This window comes from Sporosarcina jeotgali (genome assembly GCF_033304595.1).
GTDB lineage: Bacteria > Bacillota > Bacilli > Bacillales_A > Planococcaceae > Sporosarcina > Sporosarcina jeotgali.
On the sequence record NZ_CP116341.1, the window covers coordinates 3134629 to 3151062 of the forward strand.

The following is a 16434-nucleotide window of genomic DNA, read 5'->3' on the forward strand; positions in this document are numbered from 1 at the left end:
AAAAACTTGGAGGGATTCATCAATGAAAAAGAAATTATTAACACTTACTCTTCTGCTCATCCTTGTGCTTGCAGGATGTGTCAAAACTAAATCAGAGGTTGAGAGTGATGGAAAAGACACTGATGCCAAAGGAGACGGAAATGGGAAAGTAAAAATCGAGGTCCTGGGAATGGGATCAGGTGAAGAGGACTTAAATATTGTGCGAGACCAGCTTATCAAAAATGGTTTTGACGTCAAACTGAACATTCAACCTGATTATGGAACCTTTTCAGCACAGAAAGATGCTGGCAACTTCGATCTTGCACTCTCTAGCTGGACGACAGTTACTGGTAACCCCGACTATGCGGTACGCGCGTTATTCAAAACAGACGGTGCAAATAGTCTTGTTGAAGATGCTAAAGTGGATGAATTGATTGACAAAGCAAGCAGAGAAACAGCTGAGGAATACACTAAAACGTACAAAGCACTAGAACAGCAGCTCGTTACAGACAAGGCCTACATTGCACCTCTTTATAACTCATTTAAAGCACAGGGAGTAAACAAAGACGTGTTAAATCCAGACACTGTTAGACTTGCAAAATCTCGCGCGATTGCATGGGAAACTATTGACTTCAATGATGCTGCAAAACGCGCTGCTACGCCTCTTGTGACGCAACAAGCAATTGGTGATTTGACTTCTTTGGATCCCATTAAGGGGAATGATGGTTCGATTAATACACTAAACACAAATATGTATGTCCGCCTCGTCAACTTGACGGACGAAGATGAAGTCGTATCAGACGGCTCACTTTCTTATAACTATGCCATGGCTGATGGGAATTCAGACTACTACTTCCTTCTCCGTGATGACATTAACTTTGCATCTGTATCGAATGACAAAGCAATTGATACTGGCGAACGTGTGGGAGCAGAGGATGTTGTGTTCTCTCTGGATCGAGCAAAAGATAAAGACTCTGTACCAGATCACCGAACGTATAGTTTACACGAGCAAATTAAAAGTACTGAAATCGTGACTGATCTAGCAGAGTTACAAAAAACAAAGCAATCCGGCAGCGAGGAAACAATTCTTGAAGCATTGGAAAATGGACTCGAGACAAAACTATCTAGAGTCGTTGACAGTAAAACAAATGCTGACAACAGTAAAGGTAACTATCAAGTAGTTAAAGTAACAACAACTGAACCATTTCCTCAAGTTTTGAACTACTTGGCTCACCAATCAGCTGGAATTGTCTCAGAGAAACAAGTGAAAAACATAAACACATATGACGTTGCATCGTTTAACGTGGATAAAGATATTCCATATGGAGACCAGCGTACTGTAACTGACGGTGCTAGTTACGACAATCAGCTTTATGCAAGCGGACCTTATATTCTCGTGAAGAAAAATGATTATCAAGCAGACTTTGTGAAAAACCCTGGATACCGTACTGGAAGTAATTTTGACCCTAAGATTTCAAACGTAACTGTACGTTTCATTGATGATGCAGATAGTGCTCTGTCGGCATTACGTAACGGTGAAATTCATCTCTTTAATGGGGTACCGGAAACTAAGTACGATCTTGTTGAAAAAGCGGATAACTTACTTCTGCAAATGAGCGATAGCAATGCCGTTACTTACTTGCAATTCAATACAGCCGGCCGAGAAGTTTCAGAAAGTGAAAACTTACGTAAAGCTGTACTATTCTCCATCAATCAAGACGAGTTTTTGAACTATTACCAAGGCAACAAGAAAAAAGCCTATTCAACGGTTAGCCCGCTTGTAGATACAGGTAACGAGCTCACAGCTGATTCTAGTAAAGTAAAAGAGTTCTTGAAAGCCTATCACGAAGAATGACAGAAAACCGTACGCCAACCTGACTTTCTTCGGCTGGCGTACGGTTTTTAACTTTGAATATCTATTCCTTCTTGCGAGTTCGATCTAAGTTAAGCATGTACCCTGTGATGTCGTTTATTCAAAACTCCATTACTGAGCCGTCTCCGTTTAACTGAGAAACGGCTTCATCGACCGCATCCTGACTTAGATCTGAAAGAACCACTTTCGCTCCTGCTTCTGAAAAAGCGTTAGCAATATCAAACCCGATTCCTCGCGCTGCTCCTGTAATGAATAAAACGCTGCCTTCTGCCATTTCTTCATCCCCCTAATTTAAAATTACTGGCCGCTTCTTTTTAAAAGTTATTTACTGATTCGTATCTGGTTTACATATAGTTTTTTGCATACGTATTCAAATGAGTTAATGGGAAAAACGACTTCCCCAGTTTGTTAGTCGTACTTTCATGTCGTTTTTCTTTCCATGAACTTTCCATCCACTTCAATATCTTGCACGAATCCAGTATAGGACGCGATTTCTTCCAGTAAATAGTTTACGGTCTCTTCAATCATTTCTTCAATGGGCTGCTCCCATGTGGTCAGTTCGTATGCTGGCCAAGAAGCCATGGCGATATTATCGAACCCGACAACTTTTGTGTCTTCAGGAATACGAACATCATTTTTACGAAGCGCATCGATTACTCCAAATGCCATGATGTCATTCGCAACAAAAAATGCTGACGGCAATCGCTTTTCTTCTAAAACTGTCATCGCTGTCTGATAGCCGCCTTCATACGTGTAATCCGAATTATACTTCCGATAGGATACTTTCTGTTGATCGAGCACTTCACAAAAGCCTTTTTCCCGCTCGATGCTCGTAGAGGTATGAACATTCCCCGTGATTAGTACCAGTTCCGACGCACCTTTTGAAAGAAGATAATGTGCAATCGATCGGCTGCCGTCTATATTATTGCAGCATACTGAATAGAAGCTTCCCGTATTTGGTTTTCTATTGAAAAAGACAAGTGGAATATGATTTTTTTTAAATTCTTCTCCTACGGAAAATAACATTGTGGCATCGGTGACAACCACACCTGCCACATTATAGTTTAGTAAGGTTTCAACGTCCTCTTGCTGAATTTCATCATTGTTTGTATAGACAAACAAGATGCTGTATCCGTGTTGTTTAAATATTGAACTGAATCGCTTCAGCACTTGTGCATAAAATGGATTTTGGACACCTTTCATGACAAGGCCAATGATATTGGACTGATTCGTTATGAGACTTCTAGCGTAAACGTTAGGACGGTACCCAAGTTCTTCTGCAGCATCAAGAACCCGTTTCTTTGTTTTTTCAGAAACAGTTGCTCCTTCAAAATATACTCTTGAAACAGAGGATTGGGATACCCCCGCCAGTTTAGCAACGTCCTTTGCAGTTACTGTCTCTCTCATTGTGCTCAGTCCTTTGAATTCAATTTCAGTTCTGTACCTTTACTCTATAATACTAGTTTCACATCTTCAAGGGGTCAAAAATCAAAAAAGGCTGATCACATTCAAGCAACCAGCCTCTTTAATACTGCCATAACTTATCGATAGTTATTAGTTGAATTGTGATGCGATGCAAACACACTTACGACTCAAACAACTCTTCTTCCATCAGGGTAAACCCTTCAATCATCGTATCTTCTTCTACCTCTATCAAAATACAGCGTTTGCCGTTGTAATTGACTTGTTTCACATATTTCAAGTCTTGGGGGCTGATTGCGATATTCGCAACTTTTGTGCTGATTTTAATCGATTTCGAGGTATAACTTGGTACCACGTGGCGTGCTTTTAATTCATAGGATTCATCGTCTACAACGGATTGAAATGCTTGCTGCACTTTCTCAGTGTCTACATCTTCCGCGCCGCTCATCTTTAGAACCCGTTCCAGCTCTTTTGTGTCTAACGTTGGGATGTATTCTTCGTCTTCCCCTTCTTCTTCTACTGTGTTCATGCGGTTGATTTCATCATAAACACTTGTCAGCATCTGGGTATTCACTTCGTCCCCAACGACATGCTTGACGATTTCTTCGAAGACCGCTTTGTCGTCTTCAGCCGTCATAATTTCTTCTCCATCGAGTACGTTTTCAATAAATTGATAGTCCGGCTTATTCGCCTTGCCCGCTGCATACAAAATGTGATTGACGTCTGCTGCGTTATCCGTAAAGCATGGGAAAAGGAATCCGCCAATCGGTGATGCGAGTTTCACAACAGGATCCGCCATCTCACTCGACTTAAATTCACGTTCGATAAAATCAAAGATGAGTGACGGCTTCGGAAGTTCCGTATAGTTCATGCTGCAAAGGATGAATGGTGTTGTATATGCCTCGTCCCCTTCAGCCATCTCCAGCTCCTCCAAATTCTTTTTCGTCGGCTTATAATACTTCCCGCGAATGAACGTAATAACTAAATCTTTTTCGTACTGAGCGGACTGTACCATTTTCTGTGCAATCCCCTGCATGTTTTCTTTCCAGTCCTCGACTTCCCTGGTGTTAAGTCCTGCGTACAACAACCGCTGGGTATTATCCGACTGCTCTTCTTTCGGTTCTGCAAACCGAACCTCAAACAGCTTCATATCTAATTTTCCGCCGAGCACTTTCTTAAAATTAGCTAAAAATAATTCCTGTTGTTCCCGCTCCATTAAGCCGAAAGCCTGGCTCTCTTCATGATAGATTTCATCACTTTCCTGCCGAACATATACGTTGTAAATGTCCGTGATCATCAGTAAGTCCGTATCCAATTTAAATTGCTTGCGAATTGCAGCAATGTCTTTTTTATTCATTCTAAGTCCCTGCTTTCTATCCATAAAATCAATCTTTTCAAAAGAAGGGTTTGTCCATTCCCTTTTGAATCTCATTCATTATACCAATTTTTCCAATCAGGAAGAAACGTTGTTCATTTTACTCGTATTCATTTTTCTCACATAAAAAGTCATCATCCGACGCTTAAAAGAATTCCATTAGGGTAAACACGATGTATGAGACAAAATCAAGATGAGGAGAAGTGATATTTATGTCAGAAACACTATTCACATCAACAGCAACTGCAAAAGGCGGCCGTGAAGGACACGTTCAATCATCAGACAGTGTTGTCAGTTTCGATACGGCAATGCCAGGAACTCCTAGAGCTAAAAAGCTTGAGAGCGCAACAAATCCTGAACAATTATTTGCCGCTGGCTACGCAGCATGTTTTGACGGTGCACTGCAATTGGTTGCGGGCAAAGAGAAAGTGAAATTCGATTCTGAAGTAACTGCAAATGTCAGCCTTCAGAAAGACGAAACAGACCAAGGATTCAAGTTAGCTGTGAAGCTGCAAGTGAAAGGCACAGGCATTGAAAAAGACCAGCTGCAAGAGTTAGTCGAGAAAGCACACCAAGTATGTCCATACTCAAAAGCAACGCGAGACAATATAGAGGTTACATTGGAAACCCTTTAATTCAAAAAGCGTTCAATTAGGTTACCCCAACGTTTACAGACGTTGGGGTTTTAGCATTCTTTAAAGAAGGAATCAATGGTACATGAGGTCCCATTAAACTCATAATCGCTAAGTGGTCTTTTAACTGTCACCATAGGCAAGAACGACATAGGCTATATAGACAGGAGATACAAACAGGAGGAATCGGTATGATTAATTATCAACCCTTTGCAGGCATCGTGACTGCCATTAATGACTTTTCAATTGGACAATAAAATGAAGCAGGCTGTTATAAGTTAATGTCTGTTGACAATGGTTATGGAAACACAGTGAATTTCGTAGTTGCTCCAACCACTTATTTTGTCGACCAAGAAGTCATATCCGTCGGAGATCAAGTAACTGGATTTTATGATGCAAATGCTCCTGCTCCGCTCATTTTCCCGCCACAATTCAATGCTCTAATCATGTGTAAAAACACTTCCGGACAATTTGTGAAAGTGGACCATTTTGACGACCAGTTAGTGAGCAGTGATCACACGTTACAGTTAACTATGAATCCCGCCACTAAAGTTGTTCTGAAAAATGGGCAGCCTTTCACTGGAAACCTGTCCAACCGGGACCTGCTCGTCGTATATGGTGCAACCACTCGCAGTATCCCCGCGCAGACAACACCCTATCAAATCGTTGTGTTATGTTTGTAATTGAAAAATTCCCCGCATGCAGATGAACATTTTGCATGCGGGGAATTTCGCATTGTGTACAGCATTTTCACTCATTCAGTCGTTCTAAAAACGCTGCAACATATCCGATGGTATCCTGAATCTGCTGATTACCAGGGAGTGAAGATTCTCCATCGCCTTTTTGATGGCCGTATTCTCCAAAACCGCCGTGATTCCCGCCTTTTATTTCGATAAATTCAGCATCACTGGGCATGGACTTCTTCGCATTTTTCACTTTCTCCAGATCTGCTACTTCATCATTGCTCCCCCAAATGGACAACACGTTCAAAGAAGTCTTGCTCAAATCGGTTTTACTCTGCGGATAAGAGGCAAGTAACACAAGGCCTTCTACATTTTCATGACCCAGCGCATAATCCGAAGCCATCACCCCTCCGAGCGAGTGGCCGCCAATGATCCACCTTTTAATCTCCGGATGATCATGGATAATTTGATCTGCATGATTCGGGGAAAGAATCGCTAAGTTAAAAGGGAGATCCGCAATAAAAACAGGGAATCCTTTTGCCGCAATTCCCTTTGCCATCGCGGCATAAGCAGATGCCTCAACTTTTGCCCCCGGGTAGAAGATAAAACCAATGTCACTGGCATCGGAAGCCGGTTCAAACGCAATGTCTCCATCCTCTTTTACTGTCACCAGGTCATCAGATTGTAAGCTTTTCAGTGCAGAGGGGTTAGCCTCATATGAAGAGCTGGCGAAGACGAAAAACCCTGCTGTTGCAATCATCAGTAACACCAGAATTCCGATTAGAATTTTGACTGCCCATGATTTCTTTTGTTTCATCTTCATCACTCCTTTGTTATTCTATCTGCTTCATGATCTCTATAAAGTACTTTAAGATTCTAGCGGTCAATCCCCAGACGGTGTAATTTTCATACTCGTAAAACCACTCCTCCTGTGAACGTTTTCCCCATTGATACTTCTCACCATTGAAAATTTTGTCAAATGGAAAGTCGGGCAGCGGTGCGGGTTGAACGGGCACACGATGCAATACAGGTTCATGCTCCATGAGCCAACGCAGCGGAATCGAAAAAACCTCTTCGACTTCATCTTTATTATAAGAATGAATTATTTCATGATAATCACATACGGCTACAAACGGATACACAACGAACGAAGGAGAGGCAATATACGGACTCAGCTTCCCTATAATCTTTACCGTATTTCGGTCAATCCCTAATTCTTCTTCTGTTTCCCGCAACGCTGCTGCCATCGGTGAAGCATCTTCTGCGTCAATTCGACCGCCCGGAAAGCTGATATCTCCTGGTTGCTTCCGCATCGTAAACGCACGTACTTCAAATACAACATGCCACTCGCCTTCGTCTTGAACAAGCGGTAACAGCACTGCAGATCGAAATGCAGTCTCTTCGCCGATAAATAACGAATTATTGTCTTCCAATTGCTTTTTCAACTCATCTAGGAACATAAAGTTTTGCACCCCCAGGTCTTCTATACCTTTATCGTATCATTGAATGAAAATTGCTGAAAGATAGAGTCCATCCAATCGATAGATCTGACTCAGTACAAGTAAAAACACCAAAATCAGCAATTGTCAGCTGGTCTGGGTATCCTCTATGTTTATGCTTTAATCCGATAGAATGCTTTTGTCGTTTCATAAAGCTGGCGATAGGTTTCCCCAAGCTCTATCCCCTTTAACTCTGCAATGCTTTGAACACTGTCATGCATCATTGCGGGTGATGTCATTTCTCCTGTAAAACGCCCTTCAAAAGGCCAGGGCCCATCCGTTTCCACCATGAGCTGTGATAATGGCGTCTGCTTCACAATGCGATGTATTTTCGGCTTATACGTAACGTCCGGTGTGACGGAAACGACATACCCATTCGAAAGAATCCGCTCCAGCACCCGGTCACTTCCTTTAAACCAATGGAAGTGTGCGTGAGTCACTTGATGTTTTTCCAACAGGTCACAAGCAACTTCGGCATCTTCATAGACCGCATGCAGCACAATCGGCAAGTCATATGCCGCTGATTTCTGGATGAACCTTTCTAATAACTCTACATATGGCTTCAACTCCAATCCGGGTGTTTCCTGTCTTAAATAATACGGAAGCCCGACTTCCCCGATTGCAATAATCTGATTCCGTTTGTCATCAATGAGCTGCAAGATTGACTGAAGTTCTTCCTCTTCTGGCAATGCTTGCTCAGGATGGTATCCGATCGCAGGCTTGATCCGACTATCCAGTTGGGCGAGCTCCAACTGACGATAGGAAGACGCCAAATTATTTGATACAGAAATTAAAGCTTCTACTGACGAATTTCCTAACTCTTGTATGAGACGCGAACGATCTGGTTCTTCATACATATCCAGATGAATGTGTGCGTCGATTAACTGGTTACACATGAGCAGTCCCCCTACTTTGCTTTTTCGATTAGTTCTATATATTGTGTATCGCCATATCCGATCATTGGGAAGACCACAAATAACCGCTTCAACAATTCAGATTGCGATAACTGCTGGTTGTTCAGGATGAATTGAGTGACTGCATTATTTTCACTTTGCATCTCTAAAAATAGCTTTACTGCCTGGTACATCACTGGCATTAGTTCTTGCGAAGGATTTACATGACTCACCAACACGTCTTCATATACAGAGGAATAGTTCCCTAACGTAAGCTCCACTTGATTCACTTTAAATTCATCTTCCCTAAAGCTATTTAAAAATACCTTTCCGCCATAGTTGGATCTCTCGAGATAGGCTAGAAGGGTCAGCAGATTCATCTGACAGAACATGTCTTCTCCAAACCACAAAACGATATAGTTATACCGTTTGTTGAACAAACTGCTCAACGGTTTGATCACTGTATTGCAGTAACTTTCTTCAGACACATGATGTCCTGACGCCCTGGTCTGTATGAATGCTGTATCAAAAATGGTGGAAGTTGTTGCATGAACACACATTGCTTCATTAAATGGGGCATAATCGGAATCACCCATCAGCTTTTTACTTTTAAATTCTTCATACATCATTTGTCCATTTAATAAATTCAATACATCCCGATCAAATAGTTCACGATTTGTCCTTTGTAATTGTGCAACCTCAGTCTCTCTGTTTGTCATAGCAATCCCGTCCTTTCCCTGATGAATAGTAAGTTTAGTAAATGATTGAATTGGCATCTTGTGCTGCTGAAACTCTTTTGGGCTAACTCCGAACACCTTCTTGAATGCCCTGCTGTAGGCTTCTTGTGATGAGTATTCATAGTCCATAGCGATATCGATGATTTTCCGCTGTTTTTTTAAATCTTCCGTTGACAAATATAATCTTCTAAGTAAAACATATCGTCGAATGCTCATCCCTGTTGCTTGATGAAACTTAAACGAACAATAGTATGGAGAATAACCTAAATGACTTGCCAATCCAGCTAAAGAGAATTCCCCTTGTAAGTTGTCTTCTATCCAATCAATCAGTTGCTGTATCAATGACATCACTCCTGATAAACAGTATAAGCTGCAGCTGTTTCATTCATTTGATAGTTGTTGTGCTGACTTAAAACTTTCACATTAACCTTTCTTCAACCTTTAAACTAACCTTCCTTAGAACAAATCAGTTGACTTTCTATGTAAAAAGAATAAAATGATTAGATACTTTGAACAAAGTACTTTTCTAAAAGTCCAAAAGTTAAAGTGTATATTTAAGTGGAGAGAGGAAAAACACATGAAATTCACCCAATTTCTAAAAACAAGAGGTTCTATTGCCGCCATCATTATGGGGGTCTTCTATGCAATTGCCATGCTAGGAATCTTCTTGCCAGGCTATACTGCAATTCCAGGAAATATTGACAGATTACCGATTGCGATTGTTAATGACGACGCAGGCGAATACGGTGCAAAGATTGCTGATCAACTACAAGAAAATTTACCTTTTAAAGACATAGAAACAGATATACAAAATAAAAAGGCTTTAAAAGAACTTGAAAAAAATGACTTGGCACTAGTCGTTCACATACCAGAATCATTCTCTTCGGATATGCAAAATGGTGAGACATCATCTAGTATCGACTTTACAATTAATGACGCAGGAGCAACAGTCATCTCTTCCTCCATGAAGTCGGTTGTTACAGAAATTAATAATCAGCTCAGTGAGCAGTTCTCTCAACAATCTGCAACAGGTGTATTGATGAACTTTAATGTACCTGAAAAGCAAGCCGCTGAATTAGCTGAGAAGATTGAAACGGCTTATGTAGGAAACGTGGTCACCATCAACAAAATACCAGATGGCATGCATAACAATATGCTTCCTATGTTCCTGACCATGGCGAGCTATATCGGGGCTATGATTGGTTCCATGCAACTAGTAGAAGCTTTTAAAGAAAGCCGTGGAAAAGCAAGCAAAACTCGGCTCTTCATTTACTTACAATTGACTGCGCTTTTGATAGCAGTGTTATCTTCCCTAGCGGCGACCGGAATCACCTATTTAGTGAACCAGCCTGACGGAAGCATGTTCTTAAGTATCGTAGGTCATCAAACCCTGATTTACATGGCAAGTTTCAATTTCACTGCGATCCTGATTTTCTTACTTGGATCCGCTGGTATGATTCTCAATATCCCGCTAATCTTCGTACAGACTTTAGCAAATGGAGCAGTAATCTCACGGGATATGATGTACGCACCTTATGAATGGGCAAGTCACATCACACCTATGTATTACTCTGTCCAGGGCTATATCGCTGATCTATATGGCAGCATTAGTCCAACTCCGTTTGTTTGGGCTTTGGCAGCAGTTGGCCTGGCAGCAATGGTTATAAATATTGTTATCGTAGCAACTGTTCATAAATCTAAGTCCTCAACCAAGTCCGCGGTAAAATCTGAAATAGAAGAGATAACAAAAGTGTTACCTTAATCATGGTATAATAAGAATAATTATTCTTATTAAAGGGGCTTTGTGAATGAGCATTCAAGTGTTTATATTAAGCAAACTAATGATAGGAAAAACCTATCCTTATGAGCTCAAGAAACAAATGGCTGAACCCATTCCTTTAGACGAATTAGGTGGAATCACAGAGAGTAAACTGTACTATCACTTCGATGCCTTGGCTAAAAAAGGGTTAATTGAACCTGTCGAAATCATAAAAGAAGAACATCGGCCTGATAAACAAGTATTCGGGATTACCGCTAAAGGCCGTGAAGAGCTCCCTAAAAAGATTTATAAGCTGTTTGAATCAGCAAATGATATTAATGACATCGTAATTGGACTGGCCAATATCAAGTATGTAGATCCTGAAAAGGTAGTGGATCTTTTAAATGTACGATTGGCCGACTATAAAGCCCATTGGGATCGTATCATGAACTTCGAAAACACTTCACATAGAGACAAAAAAAGTGAAAACCTCAATGAATTGCTTGTTGGCTATTTCACAACTAAATCTGATCATACAATTTACTGGCTAGAAGAAGCCATTAAACAAATTGAGCAGGGCAATCTATAAAATCGAAATCTATTCAAAAACAAAGAAGCATGGTTGGGATTAGAATGCCCCCAACCATGCTTTTAGTGATTAGAATCCCATTAGTTTGCTGTATTCAGAACAGCTAAAACCTCAGCTGCGACTGAACCGCCAGAAGCGGGATTCTGTCCAGTAACAATGCGATTGTCTGCAACAGCGTACGCTGCCCAATCATCGCCTTTTACGTAATTGGCACCTTTACTTACTAACGCATCTTCTGTTAAAAATGGAACAGTATTCTCTAATCCTAATGCAGCTTCTTCTGTATTCGTGAAGCCAGAAACTTTTTTGTTCGCGATTAACGGCTGCCCGGATGCATCTTTAATGTTCACTAGCCCTGCAGATCCATGACAAACCGCTGAAACAATCCCGCCGTTCTGATAGATCGTGCTAGCGATTTTTTGTAAACTTTCATTCTCTGGGTAATCCCACATAACCCCATGTCCGCCAGTGTAATAGATTGCATCGTAATTTTCGGCATTCACTTCAGCTGCAGCTAACGTTGTACCCAGCTTATCCATAAACGTCTGGTCTTCATAATACTTCCAGTCAAGCTCTGTCATCTGATCTGCTTGTAAACTATGCGGGTCAATCGGTGTGTAACCGCCTTTAGGGCTTACATAGTCTATCTGGTGTCCTTCTTTTTGCATTGCATCTACAAAATGTACTGCTTCACCTAACCATAATCCTGTCGCTCGTTCCAGATTGGGATACTTCGATACATTCGTTGTGACGACTAAAATCTTTTTCATTTCAATCACTCCTCATTCTTTGATATGATTCACTTTAAAGGTTAAACCTAACTTTAAGTCAAGGAGGATGCTCCATGTATCCCATTCAGCAAGCAAGCACGCTAGCTCAAATTCCATCCAGTACAATCAGATATTATGAAAAGATCCAACTGATTCCTCCAATTACAAGAAACGCTCAAGGCAACCGTACATTTGAAGATAAAGACATCGAAGTTCTGAACTTAATACGATGCTTCAGGCACCTCGGTATGTCGTTAGAAGATATTCGAAAGAGCCTCGCCGATATCAATGGCTCGTATGAACATGTGAATACCAACGCGATTCTGTTCCAGCATAAAGAGAAGTTAGAGGAACAAATCCTAATTTTAAATTCATTCATCCGTGAGATTGATGATAAAATAATGGCATGACTGTAAGCAGATAAAAAGGCTTTAAGAGACAGAGGTTACTGCTCTTAAAGCCTTTTTATATTTAGATCAGAATGCCGGAATTGCTGTTTCGTCATAGTTGTCTTCCAAAAACTTACGAACCTCATCTGAAGTCATCACTTTTGATAACTTTTGAATCGGTTCGGAATCTGCATTATCTTCACGAGCAATCAGTGTGATGGCAAAGTCATTTTCAACGCCTTCAGTGAGCAGTGCATCACTTTTCGGTGTTAAGTTTAAAGGCGCCGCATAAGCAGGTGTCATAATGACAGCATCTGCATCATCATACATTCTCGCAAGCATTAGCAAATCCACTTCTTTAAACTCGTAGTTCATCGGATTTTCTAAAATATCGGCGGTTGTATAATAAGGTCCTTCTTTTTCTTTTAATGAAATGACGTCTTGCTGGGCTAGTAATGCAAGTGAGCGGTCAATATTGGACACATCATTCGCGATTGCGATACTCGCACCCTTCGGCAATTTGTCCATGGAATCATAGTCTTTTGAATAGACGCCGTAATTGGCAAAGTAAATAGGAGTTATCGGAACTAGGGTTGCATCATTATTGCGGTTGAACTCTTCCATGTACGGAACGTGCTGGAAAAAGTTTGCGTCTACTTCCTTCGCAGCAAGTGCGCTATTCGGTTGAACGTTATCTCCTAATACAACGATTTCAAGGTCAACGCCTTCTTCTGCAAGGGCCGGTTTCACAAGTTCAAGGATCTCCGTCATAGGCGGAATGAGTGACGCGACTTTCAACGTAACAACATCGTCTTCTTTTGCCGGAGCCTTTTCGGGTTCATTGGCAGAATCTGATTTGTTACAGCCTGCCAATACTAAAATAATACTCATCGTTAAAAGTAAAAGAATTTTTTTCATTGTTTTCTCCTGTCTATTATCGTTTGTCGATCCATCTAGATACAGTCGTACCCGAGAATTGGATGAATTGTACTAAGATGATCATGATCACAATCATATAAACCATTAAATCTGTCTTAAACTGCTGATAGCCATACCGAATCGCAAAATCACCGATTCCCCCGCCGCCTACTACACCCATGATGGTTGAATAAGAGATGAAGCTAATAATGGAAGTCGTCAGGCCAAGGACGAGTCCTGAACGTGCCTCTACGTAAAGGAATTTAAAGATAAGTTCTTTTAAAGAAGCTCCCATGGAAATTGCCGCTTCCATCACACCTTTTGGGACATCCAATAATGCTTGTTCCACGAGTCGTGAATAATGGGCAATCGCAATAATCGAAAGCGGCACAGTTGCAGCTGCAGTTCCAATTGCGGTTCCAATCAAAACCCTGGTAAAAGGAATTAAAAAGACGACTAACAAAAGAAACGGGAAAGAGCGAATCACATTGATGAATAAGTTCATGACCGAAAAAACAACTTGGTTTTCAAAAGCCTGTCCTTTCCTGCAAAGGAATAACACAGTTCCTGCAGGAAGCCCGATTAAAATAGCGGCTAAAATAGAAACCCCAACCATAATGAACGTTTCTCCGATCGCCTGCCAAATTTCAGCTTGGTATTGAACAAGTACTTCAGGCATCCTGATCACCGTCTCTCATGAGCTGTTGTACAAAGTGATTTGCAGAGCGGTCTGTCGCCTGAATGCCTTTAGGTACAATGTCTAACGTTTCATGCACCGTTCCTTCTGTCAGCACGGTGACGCGATTGCAAATACTTTTAATGACTTCCATCTCATGACTGACGAGGACGATCGTGACCCCAAGTCTTTGATTGATATCCGCTAACACGGTCAGAATTTCAGCTGACGTATGCGGATCAAGGGACGACGTGGGCTCGTCGCACAACAATACATGTGGATGATTCGCAAGCGCTCTTGCAATGGCAACGCGTTGCTTTTGTCCGCCGCTAAGCTGTGCTGGATACTTTGCTTGGAAGCTTTCCAGCCCAACAAATTGCAGACATTCCATCGCTCGTTTTCGGCAGTTATCTTTGGGATATTTTGCGAGTTCAAGCGCGACCGCCACGTTTTCATACACAGTTTTATTGGCAATTAAGTTGAAGTGCTGAAAGATCATTCCGATGGACTTACGTGCTTCCCGAAGTTGTTTTGAGTTAAGAGCGGTCAGATTTTGGCCATTCACTTCTACTGTTCCTGCATCTGGCGTTTCCAACAAGTTCATGAGACGCAACAACGTGGACTTTCCCGCACCGCTCGCTCCGATGATGCCATGAATATAACCTCGTGCAATCGAGAGTGAAATACTCTGAATGACTGGAACACCGGTAAAACTTTTACTGACTTTATGTAATGAAATCAAATAGAATCCCTTCTCTCGTGTTGAAAGGCGGCTGCAACCTTCATGATTATAGCGTATCGTGTATACGCTGTCATATGTTCTGCAGAACAAGTTGAAAAAGCAGGCTCCGAGTTTTTTCGGAACCTGCCTGGATTGTCCTATCCGTTATGGACGATAGATGTGCGCTAACCCTTTTAGGAAGTTTCTAGCGTAGCGATCCCCGCACTCTTTATAGTTTCGATGGCCTTCTTTTCGAAGAACCGCACTTAATTCACTTTTTGACACTGTAACCCCTGCATCATTTAAGATATCAATCATTTCCTCACTCGTTAAAGAAAGTGCAATTTTCATCTTCTTGAGTAAAATATTATTCACGTTTCTATTGTCGGCTGTCATGAGGAATTGGTTTTTAATAGTCTCCGGTGTTTCCTCTTGCGGCCCTCTTTTTAACGTAACGCACCCATTCAAAAACGACTCTAGCGTTGTATTGTCAATCATGTTCCTATACTCTTCGTTCGGTGCTTCACCATCTGCACCCGCTTTTGACTTCGACAGCATGTCCTGTACTTCTGCTTTCGTTGTCTCAATTCCGCCCAGTTTAAAAATCTCAACCATTTCATGATCTTTTATGTCGAGTGCATATCTTAACCGAGTTAATATGTCGTTATTATTCATGCCGTTCACCTGCCCTTTCTACAGTAAGTATTAGTATAATGCTTTTCATGAATTAATGTACGAACTTGTTATTGGTTTTAATACAATGTGTTGTGTTGTAACTCTCATTATACAGGATTCGGAGAGGTGCTATATTTTATCATTAGAGATGCAAGGGCTCAGAGTTTTGAAATTGATTCACTTAAACTACAATTAATTTGTGGTCATCAGGCTTTTCATAGACACTTTAAATTGATCAATCCATTCTTTGAAATACGTATTCTTCGATACAAACTTCACTCCATAATACCCCAGAACCCCTCCGAGCGTATTCGCAATCAAGTCATTCACATCCACGCTTCTGGCACTATTCGTAAGGATGTAAAGCAACAACTGCAGTACTTCTATCGATAGACTGAACAGCAAACTCCTCACCGCTACGAGCTCCCACGAAATCTTTTCCTGCTTCACTAATAGCCACTGATAGACCCCAAACGGAGCCAACATAATGATGTTCAAAATAAATGTCGCTATATCAATCGTCAAAATTGGAATCGGATTGATTCGGCTATACCACGGTGTCTGATTTTTATACATCCCCCAATTCACTTCAATCGGAAACGTTGTCAATGCCACCACCGAAAATACATATATCCCCAGGGAAATTAACGTAATGTATTGAAAAATACTATAGGTCCTACTCTGTCTTTTCAACTTCATTATCACCATTACCAAATACACTATAAATAATGGACCTAAAATATACCCTGCATCAATCGTCCTCATAAACGACCATGATTCTTCTGTTGTCATGCCATTCCACCCCTCATCTTCAAGTGATACACTTATTATTTCATTGAAATCT

The 16434-nt window shown here is 41.2% G+C and carries 18 protein-coding genes and 1 pseudogene; 6 read left to right on the forward strand and 13 right to left on the reverse strand.

The window, feature by feature from the left end:
* The first annotated feature begins 22 nt into the window (after positions 1–22).
* Positions 23–1834: an ABC transporter substrate-binding protein gene (locus PGH26_RS15820; protein WP_323691968.1), complete on the forward strand. Its 1812-nt coding sequence runs from the start codon at positions 23–25 to the stop codon at positions 1832–1834.
* Positions 1835–1952: 118 nt separating this feature from the next.
* Here PGH26_RS15820 and PGH26_RS15825 read toward each other — a convergent pair whose 3' ends face one another.
* The 3 genes from PGH26_RS15825 to PGH26_RS15835 form a co-directional block, all read right to left on the reverse strand.
* Complete coding sequence (locus PGH26_RS15825) at positions 1953–2126, reverse strand: SDR family NAD(P)-dependent oxidoreductase (protein ID WP_323691969.1); 174 nt, start codon at positions 2124–2126, stop codon at positions 1953–1955.
* Positions 2127–2272: 146 nt separating this feature from the next.
* Positions 2273–3259 carry a LacI family DNA-binding transcriptional regulator gene (locus PGH26_RS15830; RefSeq protein WP_323691970.1) on the reverse strand — a complete coding sequence of 329 codons (987 nt, stop codon included), beginning with the start codon at positions 3257–3259 and terminating at the stop codon, positions 2273–2275.
* Between the two features lie 178 nt (positions 3260–3437).
* Positions 3438–4631: a DUF4317 domain-containing protein gene (locus tag PGH26_RS15835; protein WP_323691971.1), complete on the reverse strand. Its 1194-nt coding sequence runs from the start codon at positions 4629–4631 to the stop codon at positions 3438–3440.
* A 230-nt stretch (positions 4632–4861) separates the two neighbouring features.
* Here PGH26_RS15835 and PGH26_RS15840 point away from each other — a divergent pair, with 230 nt between their 5' ends.
* Complete coding sequence (locus PGH26_RS15840) at positions 4862–5284, forward strand: organic hydroperoxide resistance protein (protein WP_323691972.1); 423 nt, start codon at positions 4862–4864, stop codon at positions 5282–5284.
* Between the two features lie 188 nt (positions 5285–5472).
* Positions 5473–5964 (forward strand): annotated as a pseudogene (locus PGH26_RS15845) (hypothetical protein).
* A gap of 67 nt (positions 5965–6031) precedes the next feature.
* On the opposite strand, the gene PGH26_RS15850 reads toward PGH26_RS15845, so the two are convergent.
* The 4 genes from PGH26_RS15850 to PGH26_RS15865 all read right to left on the reverse strand — a co-directional run bounded on the left by PGH26_RS15850 (position 6032) and on the right by PGH26_RS15865 (position 9435).
* A complete protein-coding gene (locus tag PGH26_RS15850; RefSeq protein ID WP_323691973.1) occupies positions 6032–6781 on the reverse strand; it encodes an alpha/beta family hydrolase in 750 nt (249 codons plus the stop codon).
* Between the two features lie 16 nt (positions 6782–6797).
* Positions 6798–7424, reverse strand: coding sequence for an NUDIX hydrolase (locus tag PGH26_RS15855; protein ID WP_323693549.1), 627 nt, complete (start codon positions 7422–7424; stop codon positions 6798–6800).
* Positions 7425–7576: 152 nt separating this feature from the next.
* The gene (locus PGH26_RS15860) at positions 7577–8359 is read right to left on the reverse strand and encodes a TatD family hydrolase (RefSeq protein WP_323691974.1); all 783 of its coding nucleotides are present in this window, start codon (positions 8357–8359) and stop codon (positions 7577–7579) included.
* Between the two features lie 11 nt (positions 8360–8370).
* Complete coding sequence (locus PGH26_RS15865; protein WP_431312506.1) at positions 8371–9435, reverse strand: helix-turn-helix transcriptional regulator; 1065 nt, start codon at positions 9433–9435, stop codon at positions 8371–8373.
* Positions 9436–9670: 235 nt separating this feature from the next.
* On the opposite strand from PGH26_RS15865, the gene PGH26_RS15870 reads away from it, so the two are divergent.
* On the forward strand, positions 9671–10855 hold the full coding sequence (locus tag PGH26_RS15870) for a YhgE/Pip domain-containing protein (protein WP_323691976.1): 1185 nt from the start codon (positions 9671–9673) through the stop codon (positions 10853–10855).
* A 46-nt stretch (positions 10856–10901) separates the two neighbouring features.
* Complete coding sequence (locus PGH26_RS15875) at positions 10902–11441, forward strand: PadR family transcriptional regulator (protein ID WP_323691977.1); 540 nt, start codon at positions 10902–10904, stop codon at positions 11439–11441.
* A gap of 80 nt (positions 11442–11521) precedes the next feature.
* Here the strand turns inward: PGH26_RS15875 and PGH26_RS15880 are convergent, their stop codons facing one another.
* Complete coding sequence (locus PGH26_RS15880) at positions 11522–12211, reverse strand: type 1 glutamine amidotransferase domain-containing protein (protein WP_323691978.1); 690 nt, start codon at positions 12209–12211, stop codon at positions 11522–11524.
* Positions 12212–12285: 74 nt separating this feature from the next.
* On the opposite strand from PGH26_RS15880, the gene PGH26_RS15885 reads away from it, so the two are divergent.
* Positions 12286–12621 carry a MerR family transcriptional regulator gene (locus tag PGH26_RS15885; protein WP_323691979.1) on the forward strand — a complete coding sequence of 112 codons (336 nt, stop codon included), beginning with the start codon at positions 12286–12288 and terminating at the stop codon, positions 12619–12621.
* Positions 12622–12687: 66 nt separating this feature from the next.
* Here PGH26_RS15885 and PGH26_RS15890 read toward each other — a convergent pair whose 3' ends face one another.
* The 5 genes from PGH26_RS15890 to PGH26_RS15910 all read right to left on the reverse strand — a co-directional run bounded on the left by PGH26_RS15890 (position 12688) and on the right by PGH26_RS15910 (position 16382).
* Positions 12688–13518: a MetQ/NlpA family ABC transporter substrate-binding protein gene (locus tag PGH26_RS15890; RefSeq protein ID WP_323691980.1), complete on the reverse strand. Its 831-nt coding sequence runs from the start codon at positions 13516–13518 to the stop codon at positions 12688–12690.
* 16 nt (positions 13519–13534) lie between these two features.
* Positions 13535–14197, reverse strand: coding sequence for a methionine ABC transporter permease (locus PGH26_RS15895; RefSeq protein WP_323691981.1), 663 nt, complete (start codon positions 14195–14197; stop codon positions 13535–13537).
* Complete coding sequence (locus PGH26_RS15900) at positions 14190–14936, reverse strand: methionine ABC transporter ATP-binding protein (protein WP_323691982.1); 747 nt, start codon at positions 14934–14936, stop codon at positions 14190–14192. The genes PGH26_RS15895 and PGH26_RS15900 overlap by 8 nt, the downstream gene beginning before the upstream one ends.
* Before the next feature lie 144 nt (positions 14937–15080).
* Positions 15081–15590: a YehS family protein gene (locus tag PGH26_RS15905; RefSeq protein ID WP_323691983.1), complete on the reverse strand. Its 510-nt coding sequence runs from the start codon at positions 15588–15590 to the stop codon at positions 15081–15083.
* 192 nt (positions 15591–15782) lie between these two features.
* Positions 15783–16382, reverse strand: coding sequence for a VanZ family protein (locus PGH26_RS15910; RefSeq protein WP_323691984.1), 600 nt, complete (start codon positions 16380–16382; stop codon positions 15783–15785).
* Positions 16383–16434 lie beyond the last annotated feature (52 nt).

Bases quoted from the DNA above. Each gene is read 5' to 3' on its own strand.
- PGH26_RS15820 (WP_323691968.1), top strand. From the start codon at position 23: ATGAAAAAGAAATTATTAACACTTACTCTTCTGCTCATCCTTGTGCTT.
- PGH26_RS15825 (WP_323691969.1), bottom strand. From the start codon at position 2,126: ATGGCAGAAGGCAGCGTTTTATTCATTACAGGAGCAGCGCGAGGAATC.
- PGH26_RS15830 (WP_323691970.1), bottom strand. From the start codon at position 3,259: ATGAGAGAGACAGTAACTGCAAAGGACGTTGCTAAACTGGCGGGGGTA.
- PGH26_RS15835 (WP_323691971.1), bottom strand. From the start codon at position 4,631: ATGAATAAAAAAGACATTGCTGCAATTCGCAAGCAATTTAAATTGGAT.
- PGH26_RS15840 (WP_323691972.1), top strand. From the start codon at position 4,862: ATGTCAGAAACACTATTCACATCAACAGCAACTGCAAAAGGCGGCCGT.
- PGH26_RS15850 (WP_323691973.1), bottom strand. From the start codon at position 6,781: ATGAAACAAAAGAAATCATGGGCAGTCAAAATTCTAATCGGAATTCTG.
- PGH26_RS15855 (WP_323693549.1), bottom strand. From the start codon at position 7,424: ATGTTCCTAGATGAGTTGAAAAAGCAATTGGAAGACAATAATTCGTTA.
- PGH26_RS15860 (WP_323691974.1), bottom strand. From the start codon at position 8,359: ATGTGTAACCAGTTAATCGACGCACACATTCATCTGGATATGTATGAA.
- PGH26_RS15870 (WP_323691976.1), top strand. From the start codon at position 9,671: ATGAAATTCACCCAATTTCTAAAAACAAGAGGTTCTATTGCCGCCATC.
- PGH26_RS15875 (WP_323691977.1), top strand. From the start codon at position 10,902: ATGAGCATTCAAGTGTTTATATTAAGCAAACTAATGATAGGAAAAACC.
- PGH26_RS15880 (WP_323691978.1), bottom strand. From the start codon at position 12,211: ATGAAAAAGATTTTAGTCGTCACAACGAATGTATCGAAGTATCCCAAT.
- PGH26_RS15885 (WP_323691979.1), top strand. From the start codon at position 12,286: ATGTATCCCATTCAGCAAGCAAGCACGCTAGCTCAAATTCCATCCAGT.
- PGH26_RS15890 (WP_323691980.1), bottom strand. From the start codon at position 13,518: ATGAAAAAAATTCTTTTACTTTTAACGATGAGTATTATTTTAGTATTG.
- PGH26_RS15895 (WP_323691981.1), bottom strand. From the start codon at position 14,197: ATGCCTGAAGTACTTGTTCAATACCAAGCTGAAATTTGGCAGGCGATC.
- PGH26_RS15905 (WP_323691983.1), bottom strand. From the start codon at position 15,590: ATGAATAATAACGACATATTAACTCGGTTAAGATATGCACTCGACATA.
- PGH26_RS15910 (WP_323691984.1), bottom strand. From the start codon at position 16,382: ATGACAACAGAAGAATCATGGTCGTTTATGAGGACGATTGATGCAGGG.